Source organism: Actinocatenispora thailandica (assembly GCF_016865425.1).
GTDB classification, from domain to species: domain Bacteria; phylum Actinomycetota; class Actinomycetes; order Mycobacteriales; family Micromonosporaceae; genus Actinocatenispora; species Actinocatenispora thailandica.
In genome coordinates, this window is the sequence record NZ_AP023355.1 from 1986371 (window position 1) to 2002730 (window position 16360).

Annotated in this window: 16 protein-coding genes; 5 read left to right on the plus strand and 11 right to left on the minus strand. The window is 75.4% G+C overall.

The genetic code is table 11. The features are described 5' to 3' along the window. Genes Athai_RS08740 through Athai_RS08750 form a run of 3 tightly spaced genes read left to right on the plus strand, consistent with a single transcriptional unit; the run spans position 1 to position 3364 of the window. Positions 1-990, plus strand: a complete 990-nt coding sequence (locus Athai_RS08740; protein WP_203961025.1) for an NAD-dependent epimerase/dehydratase family protein — start codon at positions 1-3, stop codon at positions 988-990. Next, entirely contained in the window at positions 987-2039 is a 1053-nt protein-coding gene (locus Athai_RS08745) for a glycosyl hydrolase family 18 protein (RefSeq protein ID WP_203961026.1), read from the plus strand. Before Athai_RS08740 ends, Athai_RS08745 begins: the two co-directional genes overlap by 4 nt. Next, positions 2039-3364, plus strand: a complete 1326-nt coding sequence (locus Athai_RS08750) for a glycosyltransferase family 2 protein (protein ID WP_203961027.1) — start codon at positions 2039-2041, stop codon at positions 3362-3364. Before Athai_RS08745 ends, Athai_RS08750 begins: the two co-directional genes overlap by 1 nt. Positions 3365-3370: 6 nt before the next feature. Here the strand turns inward: Athai_RS08750 and Athai_RS08755 are convergent, their stop codons facing one another. The 5 genes from Athai_RS08755 to Athai_RS08775 form a co-directional block, all read right to left on the minus strand. Then, positions 3371-4147 (minus strand): response regulator transcription factor, encoded by a 777-nt coding sequence (locus Athai_RS08755; RefSeq protein WP_203961028.1) that lies wholly within the window; start codon positions 4145-4147, stop codon positions 3371-3373. Beyond that, positions 4144-4320 carry a hypothetical protein gene (locus tag Athai_RS08760; RefSeq protein WP_203961029.1) on the minus strand — a complete coding sequence of 59 codons (177 nt, stop codon included), beginning with the start codon at positions 4318-4320 and terminating at the stop codon, positions 4144-4146. The genes Athai_RS08755 and Athai_RS08760 overlap by 4 nt, the downstream gene beginning before the upstream one ends. A gap of 256 nt (positions 4321-4576) precedes the next feature. After that, positions 4577-5449, minus strand: a complete 873-nt coding sequence (locus Athai_RS08765) for a hypothetical protein (protein ID WP_203961030.1) — start codon at positions 5447-5449, stop codon at positions 4577-4579. A gap of 20 nt (positions 5450-5469) precedes the next feature. After that, positions 5470-6804 (minus strand): glycosyltransferase, encoded by a 1335-nt coding sequence (locus Athai_RS08770; protein ID WP_203961031.1) that lies wholly within the window; start codon positions 6802-6804, stop codon positions 5470-5472. Between the two features lie 85 nt (positions 6805-6889). After that, positions 6890-7561: a response regulator gene (locus tag Athai_RS08775; protein ID WP_203961032.1), complete on the minus strand. Its 672-nt coding sequence runs from the start codon at positions 7559-7561 to the stop codon at positions 6890-6892. 159 nt (positions 7562-7720) lie between these two features. Here Athai_RS08775 and Athai_RS08780 point away from each other — a divergent pair, with 159 nt between their 5' ends. Continuing rightward, positions 7721-8074: an MmcQ/YjbR family DNA-binding protein gene (locus tag Athai_RS08780; RefSeq protein ID WP_203961033.1), complete on the plus strand. Its 354-nt coding sequence runs from the start codon at positions 7721-7723 to the stop codon at positions 8072-8074. A gap of 137 nt (positions 8075-8211) precedes the next feature. Here Athai_RS08780 and Athai_RS08785 read toward each other — a convergent pair whose 3' ends face one another. The 3 genes from Athai_RS08785 to Athai_RS08795 all read right to left on the minus strand — a co-directional run bounded on the left by Athai_RS08785 (position 8212) and on the right by Athai_RS08795 (position 11990). After that, positions 8212-9555, minus strand: a complete 1344-nt coding sequence (locus Athai_RS08785) for a serine hydrolase domain-containing protein (RefSeq protein ID WP_203961034.1) — start codon at positions 9553-9555, stop codon at positions 8212-8214. A gap of 127 nt (positions 9556-9682) precedes the next feature. Next, entirely contained in the window at positions 9683-10618 is a 936-nt protein-coding gene (locus Athai_RS08790; protein ID WP_203961035.1) for a phosphotransferase, read from the minus strand. A 73-nt stretch (positions 10619-10691) separates the two neighbouring features. Beyond that, entirely contained in the window at positions 10692-11990 is a 1299-nt protein-coding gene (locus Athai_RS08795; protein ID WP_203961036.1) for an MFS transporter, read from the minus strand. Positions 11991-12085: 95 nt separating this feature from the next. On the opposite strand from Athai_RS08795, the gene Athai_RS08800 reads away from it, so the two are divergent. Beyond that, a complete protein-coding gene (locus tag Athai_RS08800) occupies positions 12086-13042 on the plus strand; it encodes a GlxA family transcriptional regulator (protein WP_203961037.1) in 957 nt (318 codons plus the stop codon). A gap of 22 nt (positions 13043-13064) precedes the next feature. Here the strand turns inward: Athai_RS08800 and Athai_RS08805 are convergent, their stop codons facing one another. The 3 genes from Athai_RS08805 to Athai_RS08815 all read right to left on the minus strand — a co-directional run bounded on the left by Athai_RS08805 (position 13065) and on the right by Athai_RS08815 (position 16360). Then, positions 13065-13844: an SDR family NAD(P)-dependent oxidoreductase gene (locus Athai_RS08805; RefSeq protein WP_203961038.1), complete on the minus strand. Its 780-nt coding sequence runs from the start codon at positions 13842-13844 to the stop codon at positions 13065-13067. A 107-nt stretch (positions 13845-13951) separates the two neighbouring features. Beyond that, on the minus strand, positions 13952-14449 hold the full coding sequence (locus Athai_RS08810) for a GNAT family N-acetyltransferase (protein WP_239156816.1): 498 nt from the start codon (positions 14447-14449) through the stop codon (positions 13952-13954). A gap of 132 nt (positions 14450-14581) precedes the next feature. Then, positions 14582-16360, minus strand: a complete 1779-nt coding sequence (locus tag Athai_RS08815) for an FtsX-like permease family protein (protein ID WP_203961039.1) — start codon at positions 16358-16360, stop codon at positions 14582-14584.

The window sequence follows — 16360 nt, forward strand, 5'->3', positions numbered from 1 at the left end:
ATGCGGACACTGATCACCGGGGGAGCCGGCTTCATCGGCTCGCACCTGACCGAGACCCTGCTCGCCGCCGGCGAACGGGTCACCGTGCTCGACGACCTGAGTACCGGCCGGTGGGAGAACCTCGCCGCGGTCGCCGACCATCCCGGGCTGCGGCTGGTGCGTGGCTCGGTGCTGGACGCCGACCTGGTCGACCGGCTGGTGCTGGGCGCGGACACCGTCTACCACCTGGCCGCCGCGGTCGGCGCGTTCACCATCCGGGACCGCACCCTGGACAGCCTGCGCACCAACCTGCACGGCACCGAACACGTGGTCGCCGCGGCGCACCGGTACGACGTGCGGCTGCTGCTCGCCTCCACCAGCGAGATCTACGGCAAGAACGACCGGGTCGGGCTGCGCGAGGACGACGACCGGATCATCGGCTCGCCGACCAAGAGCCGCTGGTCCTACTCGGAGGCGAAGGCGATCGACGAGACGCTGGTCACCGCGTACGGGAGGGCCGGGTTGCGCTCCGTCACGGTGCGGCTGTTCAACACCGTCGGGCCGCGCCAGACCGGGCGGTACGGGATGGTGGTGCCCCGGTTCGTCGGCCAGGCGCTGACCGGGGTGCCGCTGACCGTGTACGGCACCGGCGACCAGATCCGCTGCTTCTGTCACGTCGCGGACGTGGCCGGTACGCTGCCCGCACTGCTGGCGCACCGCGACGCGATCGGCGGCGTGTTCAACCTCGGCTCCGCCGAGCAGGTGACCATCGGTGGGCTGGCCGAGCGGGTACTGGCGCTGACCGGGTCGCACTCGACGATCGACCGCATCCCGTACCAGGTGGCGTACGGCGACGGTTACGAGGACATGATGCGCCGGGTGCCGGACTGCCGGCGGGCCCGGGAGCTGGTCGGGTTCGTCCCGAGCCGCGATCTGGACGCGATCCTGCGTGACGTCATCGACGAGCATCGCGCCACCCCGCTGGAAGACCGGATGCTCACCACCTCATGAACCACCGCGGCACGAGGTACCGACCGCCGGCGCTCGCGGCGGTGCTGCTGCTGCTGATCGGAACGCTCGTGGGCTGCACGCGACAGGAACATCCACAGTGGAGGGACGGGGTGCTCGCCGCGGTACCGTACTGGAACTTCGGCACGGCCGGGCTGGCCGGCCAAACCGGCCGGATCGACACGTACTCGCCCTGGGTGTACGGCATCGCCGCCGACGGCACCGTCGTGCCGCAGCATCCGGGCGCGGACACCGCGGCGTTGCGGTCCCGGCCGCCCGGCACCCGGTACGTGCCGACCGTCGCCAACGCGCTCGACGGCACCTTCTCCTACGGCCCGGTGTCGCGGGTGCTGCACGACCCGGCCGCCCGGGCCCGGCACGTCCGGTCCCTGATCGCGCTCGCGCAGGCCCCGCACGTGTCCGGGATCGACCTGGACTACGAGGACCTGCGCGCCGGCGACCGGGCCGCGTTCACCGCGCTGGTACGGCAGGTCGCCGCCGCGCTGCACGCGCGGGGCCGCACCCTCAGCGTCGACCTGTTCGCCAAGGACAGCGCTGCCGGCTACGCGCCGCGCAACGTCGCGCAGGACTACCCGCGGCTCGGCCGCGCCGTCGACCAGGTGCGGCTGATGGCCTACGACTACCACTGGGAGACCTCCGGCCCCGGGCCGATCTCGCCGACCCCGTGGGTACGCCGGGTGGTGCGCTACGCCACCGCGACCATCGGCGCCGGCAAGCTCGTCCTGGGCATGTCGCTGTCCGGGTACGACTGGGTCGGTCACCGCGGCACCGACCGCAGCGCCGCCGCGCTGGAACGCGCCGCGACCGACCGGCACGTCCCGGTCCGGTGGGACGCCGCCGCCCAGGCACCGTGGTACCGGTACCGGGACGCGCAGGGCCGCCGGCACGAGGTGTGGTTCGAGAACGACCGCAGCGTGGCCGCGAAGCTGGCGCTGGCCCGGTCCGCGCATCTGGCCGGGGTGTTCTTCTGGCTCAACGAGGGCGCCGCGGACGGCGCGATCTGGCGCGCCGCCGCGCGCGGAGGTGGCTGATGTTCCCCTGGCTGCTGTTGGTGTTCGTGTTCGGCCTCAACTTCACGCTGTGGGGCCTGATCGGGCTGCTGCGGCTGGTCGACGACCGTTTCGTCCGCCGGCGTGACCGGCCCGAGGCGGCGCCCGGACCGCGGCTGCTGCGCGACCCGGACGCACCCCGTACCGGCCCGATCGGGCTGGACGAGGTCGCCGTGCTGATCCCGGCGCACAACGAGTCGGTGGTGCTCGCGGCGTCGATCGCCGCCGTGCGGCGGCTGGTACCGGCCGGTGCGGTGCACGTGGTCTCGGACGGTTCCACCGACGACACCGTCGCCATCGCCCGCCGCTGCGGCGCCCGGGTCGTCGCCACCCCGGGCAACCTCGGCAAGGCCGGCGCGCTGCAGTACGCGATCCGGCGTTTCGGGCTGGTCCGCCGGTACCGGGCGGTGCTGCTGCTGGACGCCGACACCCAGTTGGCCGACGGGTACTTCGACGCGGCGCTGCCGCTGTTCGACGACCCGGCGGTCGTCGCGGTCGCCGGCTGCGCCCGTACCCACTGGTCGCCGGACACGCTGTCGCACACCGGCCAGCTGATCGTGGCGCACCGGGAGCGCATCTACACGATGACCCAGCGGCTGCTCAAGTACGGCCAGACCTGGCGGTCGCTCAACGCCACGCACATCGTGCCGGGCTTCGCCAGCCTGTACCGCACCGAGATCCTGCCCCGCATCGACATGAACCCACCGGGACTGGTCATCGAGGACTTCAACATGACCTTCGAGGTGTACCGCCGGCGGCTGGGCCGGGTCGGCTTCCGGCTCGCCGCCGCGGCCACCACCCAGGACCCGGACACCTTCCGTGACTACCTCACGCAGACCACCCGGTGGTCGCTCGGCCTGTGGCAGACGGTGCGCCGGCACGGGTTGCGCCGCAACCTGTTCTCCGTGGTCCTTGCCCTCACGCTGCTGGAACTGGTCTCCAGCAGCGTGCTGTTCGTGCTGTTGCCGCTGCTGTTCCTGCTGCTCGCGGTGCCGGAGTTGGCACCGGCGGCGGCCAGCCTGCCCGGCCTGTCCACGGTGCACGGCTACGTCCGGCTGGAGACCCTCGCGGTCGGCGTGCTGCTGCCGGACTACCTGACCACGGTGCTGGTGGCATGCCTGCAGCGCCGGCCGCGGTACCTGCTGTACCTGCCGTTCTTCGTGCTGCTGCGGGTGGTGGACGCGGCGGTGACGCTCTACACGCTGCCGCGGGCGTTCGTGGCCCGCTCCACCGGGCGGTGGACCTCGCCGACCAGGCGCCCGCCGGATCCGGTCACCGCACCCTCGACGCTGGACACCGCCAGTTGACGGGGCTCAGCCGGCGAGCCACTCGCCGCTCGCGGCGTCGACCAGGCCACACCGTACGGCGGCGGTGACCGCCTCCAGGCGGGTGTGCGCGCCGAGCTTGGTCAGCACGTTCTGGACGTGGCAGCGGGCGGTCGCCGGGGTGACGCCCATCGACCGGGCCAGCGCCGCGGTGTGCTCCCCGCGGACCAGCCGGCACAGCACCTCGCGTTCGCGCGGGGTCAGGAACGCGGCCAGCCGGAACAGCTCCGGCACCGAACCGCGGCGGGGCAACTGCTGGTACGGCGGGCCGACGACGGTGTCGCCGGCGCACACCCGCGCCACCGTGTCCAGGATCGCCGCGACGTGCTGGCCCTTGTCGACGAGCCCCGACACCCCGGCGGCGAGCGCCGCCGGTGCCACCTGCCGTTGCCGGCGGCCGGCCAGCAGGACCAGGCGCGTCGCCGGCGCGGCCGCACGAATCTCGGCGAGCCGCTCGAACCGGTCGCCGAGATCCAGTCCCACATCGAGCACGCACACGTCCACCGGAAAGGCGTGCAGCACCCCGAGCACCTCGTCGAGGCTGCGGGTCACCGCGGTGACCTGGTACCCGGCGTCCACGAACACCATGGCCAGCGACTCGGCGAACACCAGGTGGTCGTCGCACACGAGCACCCGGGCGCCGGCCGATCCGGTACCGGCGCGGCCCGGTACCGCCGCCGGCCCGGTCGCTGTCACCGCCGCGGTGCGCGGGGCGGAACGCAGCGCCGCGCCGGCCGGGGCGGTGATCGTTCCGGTGGCGGTCATGGTCGGGCACCACCCGGTGACAGCAGCTGGTCGAGCCGGGCCCGGCTGTCCGGGCCGACGTCGACGGCGTCGGTGACCGCCCGGGTCAGCAGCATGATCGTGACGATCTCGTGCCGGACGTCGGGTCCGAGCCGCCGGTGCGGGCCGGCCGAGTCGCCGGGTTGGCGCCCCATGGGCTGGTGGTGGCCAGGCATGATGTTCCCCCCGTCGGGTCGGTGACCGCACCTGGCTGGTGCGGGTCGGCGGCCCGGAAGATCTCGTCCCACGACAGCACACAATCCGGGGCGGGGCCGAGGTGCCTGGCGAGTAATGGACGGCCGGACCGCGAACGAACCGTCAGTACCGCGCCCGGGTGTCCGTTCGTCGGATCGGCACCGTCCGGCGGGTGGCCGGACCGGCCGAACGGACCGGCCACCCCGGTCCGGCGGCTCAGTCGACGCCGACCGCCAGGTACACGTCGGTACAGGCGGTGGCGATCATCGCCAGATCCGCGCCGACGGTGCGTTCCGGAGCGCCGGGATCCAGGTGGGTCAGCAGCCGGGTGCCGGCACCGTGCCGGGCCACCAGCCCGTCCCACAGCAGGTTGCGGCGCGGGCCGGGGTCGGCCAGCCGCGCCACCCAGCCCAGGTACGGGCGGCGCCAGGTCCACGCGTCGACCGCCTCGGCGCCAGCGCGCAGCGGTACGTCGACCGCGCCGCGGAGCCGCCGTGCGGCCGAGTCCGCGTCGCCGGGGTAGGCGCCCGGATGGGTCAGATCGGCACGCGCGTAGAGCCGGACCAGCCGGCCCCAGTAACCGACGGTGGCCGACCAGGCGGACCGTTGCGCGGTGTCGTCGTCCACACCCCACCCGGCGTAGGTGGCCGACGAGCGGGGCAGCGTCGCCACCTGCGCCACATCCGCCGCACCGAGCCGCAGGTAGTCGTGCACGTGGTCGATCGCCAGCTGCGGGTACCGGCCGCGCAGTCGCGCCGCCGCGACCGTCGCCAGGTGCGGCCGGGCCGGGTCGTCGGGCAGGCAGGACAGTTCCGGTACGGCGAGGTCCAGCAGCCGAAGCCGTCCCGGCGCGGCGCCGGCGAGCGCGTCGCCCACCTCGGTGAGGAACCGGCCGATTCGCCCCGGAACGGTCAACCCGTCGGCGTAGCCGAGCGCCTCGGTGAACTTGACCCCGACCACGCCGGGTTCCCGGGCCAGTCCGTGCACGGTACGCAGCGCCGCGTGCAACCGGGCCGGCCCGTCCTGCCACGGCCGGACCAGGTCGGCCTCCAGCCAGATGCGCAGGCCGAGCCGGTGCGCCTCGACCATGGCGGCAGTCTGCGGCCCGGTCATGACACCGCCGGGTCCGTGGCGTCGCGCCACCGCCGCGCCGCGCGGTCGCCGCCGGGCCGCGGCGCCGGACCGCGTTCCGGGCCGGGTCGTGGGCCGGTGCCCGGCGCCGGTCCCGGACCCGGCGCCGGTTCGGCGTCGCGGGCGTCGTCGACGCCGGTGTACGTGGCGGCCAGGACCGCGCCCAGCGCCGCCGGCTCGTACCGGTCGTCCAGCCGGTTCGCCGCCGCGGCGGCGAACCGGCGCGCCGTGTCCGGTTCGGCGAGCAGCCGCCGGGCCGCCCGGCCGAGCAGTTCCGGCCGGCCCGGCGGCACCAGCAGGCCGGTCACCTCCGGCACCACCAGCTCGGGTACCGCGTCCACGGCGGTGGCGACCACCGGCACTCCGGCCCGCATCGCCTCCACCAGCACGCACGGCATCCCCTCGTACCGGCTGGCCAGCGTGAACACGTCGAACGCGGGGAGCAGTGCCGGCACGTCGTCGCGGTGGCCGACCAGCCGGACCCGGTCGGTGAGCCCACGCCGGGCGACCCGGTCCCGCAGCGCCGCGCGCAGCGGCCCGTCGCCGACCCACACCCCCCAGATCGACGGCCCGCTGGCGGCGAGCCCGTCGACCCAGTCCAGCGGCGCCTTCTGGGTGTCGATCCGCCCGACGGTACCGACCACCGGTACGCCGGCGGGCAGGCCGAGCCGGCGGCGTGCCGCGGCCCGGTCGGCCGGTGCCGGATCGGGGTCGACCACCGGCCAGATGGTCCGGATCGCGCCGGGCGCGGCGAGCCCGTGCCGGATCGCCGCCGCCCGTACCGCGGCACCCACGGCGAGGAACGCGTCGGTCCGGCCGGCCAGCCGGCGCTCGATCCGCCGGTACGCCAGCCGCCGCCAGGCGGGCTGGTCGTCGTGCCACGGCAGCCCGTGCAGGGTGTGCACGATGCGGGGCACGCCGCGCCGGTACGCGGCCGCGCGGCCCAGCGCGCCCGCCTTCGCGCAGTGCGTGTGGACCACGTCGAAGTCGGCCAGCAACCGGGCCAGCGCGGCGAACGCCAGCGCGTCGGCAGCCGGCGCCGGCTGCGGCAGCAGCGCCGGGATCCGGCGTACCGCGAGGCCGGCCGCCGCCGCACGGGCCAGCAGGTCGCCCGGCTCGGCGACCGCGAGCGCCGCGTCGCCGGCGAGCACCCCGGGCCGCGCCGACCGGCCCGGGAACAGCGCCGCGGCACCGGTCACCACGGTCACCGCGAACCGTTCCGGGTCCAGGGCGAGCGCACCGCGCAGCGCCACCCCGCCGGCCCCGGCGGCCAGCCTGGTGATCACGGTGGCGACCCGGATCCGGTGTCCCATCACACGACCCTCCCGCGGCGGGTTCCTCGACGCTAACCCCCGCCGCGGCGCGGTGAACCTCGCGAACTGACCAGCCGGCGCTACGTCATTCGGCGGATGCCCGACGCGGGCCGACGTCGTTGGGTCGCATCCCGCACCGCAACGCGACCGACACCGCCTCCAACGCCGAGTGCGCCGGCAGCTTGCCGAGCAGGTTCTGGGTGTGGGTACGCACCGTGTTCGGCGACATGAACAGCAACTCGGCGATCTGCGCCCGGGTCATGCCGTCCACCAGGCACTGCAACACCTGGCGTTCCCGTACGGTCAGCCGGTCCAGTACCGGGCTGCCGGCCGGTTCGGTGAGGGTGCGCAGCAGGCCGGCGAGCAGCTCCGGCGGGATCCAGGACTCGTCCCGCAGCACCCCGCGCAGCACCTGCAGCAGGGTGTCCCCGTCGGCGGTCTTGGACAGCCAGGACACCGCGCCGTGCCGTACCGCGGTGGCCACCGCCTCCGGGGACCGCGACGCGCTGAGGATCACCGAGCGCAGCAGCGGGTACCGGTCCCGGGCGTGATCGAGCAGCTCGACCCCCGAATCGGCGCCGAGATCCAGATCGACCAGTTGCACGTCGACGTGCGCGCCGGCCAGCAGTTCCCGGGCCGCGGCGACGGTCTGCACCGCGCCGACGACCTCGAACCCCGGCTGCCGTGCCAGCCACACCGCCAACGCCTCGGCGAACAGCGGCTGGTCGTCGACGACCAGTACCCGGATCGGGTCCACCCACCGATGCTGCGCCGGCACCGTCGTTCTGTCATCGTCCGAACGACGGAGCACCGGCCCCACCGTCGTGCCGCCCGGATCGTCGGCCGGTATCAGGCGCCGAACGGTCGTCGCGGGTGGCGGGGCGATCGGCCGGCGGGCGCGGCAGAATGGTTCGTCATGACCGACACGGCGCAGCTTCGGGGCTGGGCGATGGCGTTGCCCGAGGCGACCGAGACGCAGCACTTCCGGTTCCGGACGCCGAAGTGGTCGGTGCACGGCCGCACCTTCCTCGGCCTGGGCGCCGACGAGTCCACCGTCGTCTGCTGCCTCACCGAGGAGGCGGCGGTGCGCGCCGCGACCGCCGACCCCGAGCACACCAGGGTGGTCCGGCGAAGCGATGCCCGGCGCAGCTTCCTCGGCCTGGAGGTCAGGCTGGCCGGGGTCGCGGCCGACCAGCTGCACGACTGGGTACGCCAGGCGTGGGCCGCGCAGGCACCGAAACGGCTGGTGGCCCGGTACCTGCCGGACTGACAGCATCCACAAGGGACGGTTCGCCGGCAGCGGCTTGGTACCGGCGAGCCGGGGCAGTGCCGCTCAGCGCGGCCCGGATCCGGCCGGCGGTGGGCACCGCACGGAGCCCCGCCGGGCCCGGGCTCCCGGTATCGCGGTCAACGGGGGATCAGCCGGACAGGGTGGCTCAGCAGGTTGCCGAGCCAGCCGGTGCGGTCGCCGTCCCGGTACGTGCGGGCCGCGCCGGTCAGCGCACCCTGGGTGGCGCTCACGGTGAGGCCGAGCAGCGGGCTGTTGCGCCGGGCGTCGGCGGTGGGCAGCTGGAGGTCGAAGGTGGCGGAGAGGTCCCACTCACCGGACGGGACCGCGGTCGCGGTCGCAGTGCCACCGGCCAGCGTCAGATCGGCCGGGCCGTCCCGGCGCACCCGCAGCGTGACCGGCACCGGCCCGTCCGGGGTGGTGATCTCGCCCGACCAGTCGCCGACGGCCGGTGCGACCGGGCGCGCCGGTGCGGTACCCGCGGTGCTGATCATCGCCGGCCGGTAACCGGGGACCTCGCTCCGCAGCAGGTGGTCGACGATGGCGTCGCGGGCCGCCTTGCCGGTGCTGTTGGTCAGCACCGCCACCGACAGCGCCAGCTCGGGCACGGCGACCACCATCGTCGCGACACCGCCCATGCCGCCGCCGTGGCTGACGATCAGCGGCCCGGCGCCGCGGGACACGCACCAACCCAGCCCGTACCCGAGGTGGTCGCTGATCGGGGCGGCGGTCCGGGTGGCGGCGACCGTCGACGGCGCCAGCAGCGTCTCGTGCCGGTGCCCGAACAGCGCCAGGTCGGCCGCCGTCGCCCGGCCCAGCGTGGCGCCGGGGTGGCTGGTCGACAGCTCCGCCGGGTAGCCGCGGCCGTCGATGCTGTACCGGGTGGCGACCGGGCCCGGTGCGTCCGTGCCGAGCGCGCAGCTGGCCAACCGCAGCGGCGCGAACACCTCCCGGGCCAGCAGCCGCGGCAGCGGCAGCCCGCTCGCGGTCTCCGCCAGGGTGCCCAGCAGCCGGTAGCCGAGATTGGCGTACTCGTAGCCGGAGCCGGGCCGCCGGTACGCCCGGGTGTAGAAGGACACGTCGATCGGCGGCTCGGGATCCTTCCCGTACTGGAAGTCGTAGTGGCCGGTGAGGCCACCGCGGTGCTGGAGCAGCTGGCGCGGGGTCGGCGCCGGCCAGTCGACGCCCGCCGGCATCGCCAGCTCGGCCGCCGGCAACGGCGCGTCGAGGTCCAGCAGCCCGCGGTCGGCGAGGACGCACACCGCGGTGGCCGTCATCGGCTTGGTGACCGACGCCAGCAGGTATCCGGTGTCGGGGGTCGCCGGGCGGCCCGCGGCGACGTCGGCCAGCCCGTACGCCTCGGCCAGTACCACGGTGCCGTCCCGGACCACCGCGACCGAGGCCGACGGGCAGCCGTGCGCGGCCAACGCCGCGGTGCAGAACTCGCCGAGCCGTTCCAGCATCCGCACTCCCTCGCCACGGCGACCTCCGGACCGTCATCGTCCCAGCCGCCCGGTCGGCGCGGTGCGGTCCGGGGCGCGGTGTGAGGCCAACCACCGCGGCCGGCGCCGGCCACGATGGTGGCCGCGGTCAGCCGAGATGGTGGTTGAGGTAGGTCCAGGACGCGGTGCTGTCCGCGCTGATGTCGTGCGGGCGGCGCAGTTCGGTGACGTAGCTGGCGATGTCGGCCAGCGCCCACCACCGCCGGTACAGCTCCAGCGCGGCGGCCGAGACCGACCGGCCGGTGCGGCGGGCGTACTCGGCGTGCAGGCCGGCGCCGCCCAGCATCCACAGGTCGCGTTCCGGCGGGGCGAGCCGCACGGTGTCCCAGTCGATCAGGCGCGGCCCGTCCGGTCCGCGCAGCACGTTGCCCGGATGCGGTTCACCGTGCGTGACGACCCACCCGCCGGCGGCGCCGCGCACCCGCTCGACGAGCCGGTCGAACTCGGCCAGCAGCGACCAAATCCGGTCGGCGCGGCGGATCAGCAGCGCCCGCGTCGGCTCGGCGTACGGGCCACCGGTCCATACCCGGTCGAGGGTGCGCAGGGCGTCCTCCAGGCGGTCCCGGCCGGGGAGGGCGAGCTCGGTGCGCGGCGCGTCCACGGTGGCCGCGTGCAGCCGGATCAGCAGGTTCAGGACCTGGGGTGCGTCCTGCTCGCGGTGCGCGCCGAACCGGCCCGCCTCGCCTGAGACCAGCGGAAACACCGCCACGGAGTGCCGGTCGCCGAGCGGCAGCACGGACGCGCCGGTACCGGCCGGGAGCGGCGCGACGACGAACTCCAGGCCCGCGTCACGGTGCAGCGCGAGCGCGGTGTCGAGCGCGCGGCCCAGTCGGCGCAGCCCGGCGGCCGCGTCGTCGTGGAACACGTCGACGGTCGCGAACAGCGGGCGGCCGGCGTCCAGCTCCCAGTGGTAGCTGCCGAACCCGACCGGCCGGTAGGTCACCGACCGGACCTCGACTCCCCACCCGTCGCTCACCGCGGCGGCGAGCTGCTCGTCCGACACGCCGGCCGGCCTGTCCTTCATGGCCGCAGTATCGCGAGGCGTCCACCGCCACCCAACCGCATTTCGGCCGGACCTGCCGGTTGCCGGCGGCGGGTCAGCCTTCGCCGGCAGCGCCGGCAGCGCCGGCAGCACCGGCAGCACCGGCGGCGCCGGCGGTGGCCGTGGTGGGGGCGGCGTCGGTGGGGATGGTGCGGCGGCGGTGAACCGCCGGGACCAGGCACCCGGCGGCGACCGCGAGCGGGATCAGGGTCAGCAACGCGGTCCGGTCCCAGCCGATCGTGGCAAGCAGCGCGCCCGCGGACAGCGAGCCGGCCGCCGAAGCGACCCGCGCCATGGTCTGCGCCGCGGTCTGGGTGCGCACCCGCTCGCTGGGCCGGTAGCTGGCGGCAACGAGCGTGGTGGCGGCGACGAACATCAGGTTCCAGCCGACCCCGACCAGGATCAGCGCCACCATGAACGTGATCACGCCGGTCCCGCTGGCGGCGACGGCGGCGCCGGCCACGGCCAGTACGATCCCGGCGACGAGCACCGGCACCGGTCGCAGCCGCTGCACCAGGTGCCCGCTGACCAGCGCCGGCAGGAACATCCCGACCAGGTGCCACTGCACCACGCTGGCGCCCTGCGCGACGGAGTGGTGCTCGTCGACCGCGGCGATCGGCGCGGCGGTCATCAGCAGCGACATCACCAGGTAGGCGACCGCACCACCGACGCCGCCGGCGACGAACCGCGGGGTACGCACGATCACCCGCAGCGGTCGCGCCCGCGCGGCGTCCGGCTCGTCGGCCGGTGCGGTCACGGGCGCCTCCCGGAGCAGCCGCAGCAGCCCGGCCGAACCCAGCGCCAGCACGGTGACCAGCAGGTACGCCCCGGCGAACGGGACCGGGAGGGCGTGCACGCCGGTGGTGGCGAGGAACGGTCCGACGACCGCGGCGAGCACCCCGCCGACCAGTACGGTGCCGACGGCCCGGCCGCGTCGGCCGGCGGGCGCGTCGTCGGCGGCGGCGAAGCTGTAGTACCCGGCCGCTGCCTGGTAGCCACCGACCAGCGCGGTACCGAGGCAGAACAGCGGGAAGCTCGCCACGCTCACCGCCAGGACCGAGACCAGCCCGCCGGCGGCCGCGGTGATCGAACCGGCCGGGAACGCGACCCGCCGGCCGTACCGGGCGAGCAGCGCCGCAGCGGGCCCGGTGCCGGCCAGCGTCGCCACCGTGATCAGTGCCGCGGGCAGGGTGGCGAGCGTCGGCGTCGGCGCCAACCGGTACCCGACGAGTCCGGTGAGGGTGAGATCCACGCTGGTGCCGCACAGGAACAGCGCCTGCGCGACGGTCAGGATCGCCAGGTTGCGCCGGTACCGGGTCGGCCCGGCCGCCTCGGTGGTGCTGGTCTGCGTCACGCGTGGTCCCTTCTCGATCGGCCCGGAGGCAGCCTGGCAGGCCGGCGGCCGGAACGGGGAGTGGCTGGAAAGACATCTCAGGTAGGATTCCAGCCATGCGATCGGTCGCGGTGTTGGCGTTGCCCGATGTGGTGCTGTTCGACCTGGCCATCCCGGTGCAGGTGCTCGGCGAGACGTTGCGCGACTTCGGCACCGGCGCGGACGGCTACCGGGTGCGCCTCTGCGGGCTCGCGCCCGGTCCGGTGCGCACCGGCACCGGGGTGCCGCTGGAGGTCGGGTACGGGCTGGACGAGGTGGCCCGCGCCGACACCGTGCTGGTGCCCGGTTTCGGCGGGCTGACCGAGCCGGTGCCGGCGGCGGCGTGCGCGGCGCTGCGCGCGGCGTACCAGCGGGGCGGCCGGTTCGCCTCGATCTGCACCGGCGCGTTCGCGCTGGCCGCCGCGGGTCTGCTGGACGGCCGGCGAGCGGTGACGCACTGGGCGCACGCGCCGCTGCTCGCCCAGCGGTACCCGTCGGTCCGGGTCGACCCGGACGTGCTCTACGTGGACGAGGGGAGGGTGCTCACCTCGGCCGGGCTCGCCGCCGGGATCGACCTGTGCCTGCATCTGATCCGGCGCGACCTGGGTGGCGCCGCGGCCAACCACGCGGCGCGCCGGATGGTGGTGCCGCCGCACCGGGACGGCGGACAGGCGCAGTTCATCGAGCGCCCGGTGCCCGGCCGGCCCGGCGACGACCTGGCGCAGCTGCGCCGGTACCTGACCGAGCACCTCGCCGAGCCGCACTCGCTCGGCTCGATGGCGGAGCGGGCCCGAATGTCGGCACGCACCCTGACCCGCCGGTTCCGCGCCGAGACCGGCCAGTCGCCGACCCGCTGGCTGCTCGAACAGCGGGTCCGGCGGGCCCGGGAACTGCTGGAGGACACCGACCTGCCGATCACCGCCGTGGCACACCGGTGCGGCTTCGCCAGCCCGCTCGCCCTGCGCGAGCAGTTCGCCCGGCGCACCGGCACGACCCCCGGCCGGTACCGCGAGGCGTTCGGCGCCGCTCGCTGAAACCCGTTGCCGCGCAACCGGTTCAGTGCACCGAGAAGCCACCGTCGACGAAGACCGACTGGCCGGTGACGTACCCGGCGGAGCGGCTGGCGAGAAACACCGCGGCACCGGCGAAGTCGTCGGCCCGGCCGTTGCGGCCGACCATGGTGCGGGCGGCGAGCGCGGCCACCCGCTCCGGGTCACCTTGCAGCCGGGCGTTCGACGGGGTCAGGACGAAGCCCGGTACCAGCGCGTTGCAGGTGACGCCGTGCCGCGACCAGGCCTCCGCCTGGGATCGCGCCAGCGACTCCAGCCCGCCCTTCGACACCCCGTACGCGCCGCTGTCCACGAACGCGCGATGCGCCTGCTGCGAGGTGACGTGGATGATCCGGCCGAAGCCGCGGTCGGCCATCCGCGGGCCGAACCGCTGCCCGAGCAGGTACGGCGCGGTCAGGTTGACGGCCATCGTGCTGTCCCAGTCCTGCTCGGTCAGCTCGCTCATCGGCGGTCGCAGGTTGATGCCGGCGCAGTTCACCAGGATGTCCGGCTCGCCGAAGGGGGCGACGGCCCGCTCGGCGGCGGACCGCACCCCGTCCCGGGTGGCCAGGTCGGCGTCGACCGCGGCGGCGCGGTGGCCGGCCGCGGTCAGCTCCGCGACCGTGCTGTCCAGCGCCGAACGGGTCCGCGCCACCACGACCACGCTCGCCCCGGCGCCGGCCAGCGCATCGGTGATGCCCCGGCCGATCCCGGAACTGCCGCCGGTCACCACCGCCACCAACCCGTCCAGCGAGAACAGCCCGGCCAGGTACTCACCCGTACTCATGCCGACCGACTCTAGAGTGCCGACCGACTCCAGAGCGTGCCGGCACGGCGGCCCGGCCGGCCACGACGGCCCGCGTCGGGAGTGACGGATTCGCGGGTCGCCCGAACTCAGGCCGGTGCCGGGGCGGCGGCCGGGCGGACCAGGTACACGTCGACGGCATCCTCGCGCTCGAACACGAACCCGTGCCGTTCGTACAGCCGGCGCGCGGCACTGCCCCGCAGCACGATCAGCCGTACCGGCCGGCGCCGGGCGTCGGCGTCGGCCAGGAGGCGACGCAGTACGGCCGAGCCGACGCCGCCGCCCTGCCGGTGCGGGGCGAGGTAGAAGTGCTCCAACCACAGCCCGTCGTCGGCCGGCCGTACCGTGACGCAGCCGATCACCTCGCCGGCGGAGACGATCACCGACGTGTACCGCGGGGTGAAGCCGTCGCGCAGCCGCTGCCGGACCCGGTGCTCGTCGTACCGCCCGAGCCGGGTCAGATCCGCGCGCATCACGATGGCCCGCAGCTCGGCCAGCGGTTCGAGATCGTCGTCGACCGCGGCGCGCAGCGCCCAGCCCGGTCCGGTTCCCGGTTCCGACCCGGCACCCGTTTCGGTCTCGGCCACGACGACGCCCTTCCGCACGGCTCCCGGGTTGCTCGCCCCCGGCCGGTCCCGAGTATGCCAACCGTGCCGCCGCCGGCCGCCGGGGCTGCTCCGGTTCGGTCGCGGGACCTTCGTCGGTCCTGCGCCGGTTGCTCAGTGGGTCTCGGCGCCGAGGACCGGGGCGACCGGCCGGCGGGCGTCCAGCCGGGCCGGGATCGCGCCGAGGACGGCGACACCCAGCACGATGCCGGCGGCGCCGAGCAGCAGCCACCAGGTCGGTGGCGTGGCAGCCATCCGGGCCCCGGCGTTGGACACCAGCCAGTACAGGCCGAGCCCGATCGGCATTCCGACCGCCGCACCGGCCGCCGCCGCCGGTAGCGGGGCGATCACCAGGGCCGCGGTGACCTGGGCCGGGGTGGCGCCGAACGCGCGCGCCACCGCGAGCGAGCGCCGCCCGTCCAGTGCGGTCGACCAGACGATGACGATCGCATCCAGCGCCGCCAGCGCGATCAGCGCGACGGTGATCGCGACGATCGCGTGGTACGTGTGCTCGGTGCGGGCGGTCAGCGAGCCGGACTGCGGCTGCGCGTGCCAGCACAGCAGCCCGGCGATCACCGCGGCCACCGCGGCGACTCCGGCGGCGGTGAGCACGGCCCGGCGCAGCCGCCGCGCGGCGAGCCGCAACCCGAGCATCAGCGGTACCGGCAGCGCGCCGGCCAGGCCGGTCAGCCCGGCCGGGTGGGTCAGCTCGCGACCGCCGGCGCCGGCCAGCGCGGCGACCGTCGGGGTGCGGGCCACCCGGATCGCCGGCCCGGCCGAGGTCAGCAGCGCGACCAGCAGCGCCAGCGCGCACACCGGTACCGCGGTGCCGGCGCCGATCGACACCGGCGCGTGCAGCAGGCTGTCGCTGGGGTGGCCGATCGCCGGCACGATGAGCCGGGCGGCCAGCAGCCCGGCCGCCGCCGCGGCGAGCGCGAGCACGGCGTACTCGGCGAGCAGCACCGTCCCGATCAGTCCGGGTGTCGCGCCGGCCGCCTTCAACCGGCCGGCCCGGCGGACCTGCTGGTCGGAACGCAGCGTCGCGAGGCTGGCCAGCCCGGCCAGCCCGGCGACGGCCATCAGCCAGCCGCCGATCTGCAGCACCGCCTCGGTGTCGGCCAGGACGCGGTTGCTGCTGTCCTCGGTGGTGAACGCGCCCCGGGTGTTGACCCGGACGTCCGGATTCGCCCGCAGCGCGGGCCTGATCGCGTTCTGGAATGCCTTGACGTTCGGGTCGGCCAGGGTCAACCCCATCGCGTACCCGGGGCGCAGCGCGGGTGTGGTCAGCGGGCCGAGGTCGGCGTCGGTGAGCCAGATCAGGCCGGCGTAGTCGTTCGGCCCGACGTCGAGCCCGGCGCCCGGGTAGACGCCGGTGGCGGTGGTGACCGCGATGCCGACGACCGGGAACGACCGGCCGGCCAGCAGCACCCGGTCGCCGACCCGGATGTGCAGCGCGCTGGCGAAGCCCCGTTCGAGCACCGCGCCGCCCGGGCGCAGCCAGTGCCCGGCGGTGACCCGGGGCCGGTCCACGCTGCTGGGCGTCGTACCGCGACCTTCCACCGTCGCCGTCATCCGCCGTCCGTGCACGGACAGCGTCGCGCCGCGCAGCAGCCGGTACGGCCCGACGTGCCCGGTGACGCCGTCCCGGCGGGCGATCGAGCGCAACGCCGCCCGCTCGGCGGGCAGCTGGTCGGCGGTGAGGATCATCAGGTCCGGGCCGTTGGTGGCGGCCCGGGTCGCGGCGTAGTCGGCCGCGGTGGTGCGGCCCAGCGCCATGCCCACCGCCAGGGTGCCCGCCGCGACCCCGACCACGATCACGAACAGCACCGCGGGCACCGGCCAGCGCCGCAGGTCGGTCCGGATCAACCGGCCGATCAGGAAGACTCGCCCCAT

Excerpts from the sequence above, each read along its gene's own strand:
- Athai_RS08740 (WP_203961025.1), top strand. The coding sequence starts at position 1 with ATGCGGACACTGATCACCGGGGGAGCCGGCTTCATCGGCTCGCACCTG.
- Athai_RS08745 (WP_203961026.1), top strand. The coding sequence starts at position 987 with ATGAACCACCGCGGCACGAGGTACCGACCGCCGGCGCTCGCGGCGGTG.
- Athai_RS08750 (WP_203961027.1), top strand. The coding sequence starts at position 2,039 with ATGTTCCCCTGGCTGCTGTTGGTGTTCGTGTTCGGCCTCAACTTCACG.
- Athai_RS08755 (WP_203961028.1), bottom strand. The coding sequence starts at position 4,147 with ATGACCGCCACCGGAACGATCACCGCCCCGGCCGGCGCGGCGCTGCGT.
- Athai_RS08760 (WP_203961029.1), bottom strand. The coding sequence starts at position 4,320 with ATGGGGCGCCAACCCGGCGACTCGGCCGGCCCGCACCGGCGGCTCGGA.
- Athai_RS08765 (WP_203961030.1), bottom strand. The coding sequence starts at position 5,449 with ATGGTCGAGGCGCACCGGCTCGGCCTGCGCATCTGGCTGGAGGCCGAC.
- Athai_RS08770 (WP_203961031.1), bottom strand. The coding sequence starts at position 6,804 with ATGGGACACCGGATCCGGGTCGCCACCGTGATCACCAGGCTGGCCGCC.
- Athai_RS08780 (WP_203961033.1), top strand. The coding sequence starts at position 7,721 with ATGACCGACACGGCGCAGCTTCGGGGCTGGGCGATGGCGTTGCCCGAG.
- Athai_RS08785 (WP_203961034.1), bottom strand. The coding sequence starts at position 9,555 with ATGCTGGAACGGCTCGGCGAGTTCTGCACCGCGGCGTTGGCCGCGCAC.
- Athai_RS08790 (WP_203961035.1), bottom strand. The coding sequence starts at position 10,618 with ATGAAGGACAGGCCGGCCGGCGTGTCGGACGAGCAGCTCGCCGCCGCG.
- Athai_RS08800 (WP_203961037.1), top strand. The coding sequence starts at position 12,086 with ATGCGATCGGTCGCGGTGTTGGCGTTGCCCGATGTGGTGCTGTTCGAC.
- Athai_RS08805 (WP_203961038.1), bottom strand. The coding sequence starts at position 13,844 with ATGAGTACGGGTGAGTACCTGGCCGGGCTGTTCTCGCTGGACGGGTTG.
- Athai_RS08815 (WP_203961039.1), bottom strand. The coding sequence starts at position 16,360 with ATGGGGCGAGTCTTCCTGATCGGCCGGTTGATCCGGACCGACCTGCGG.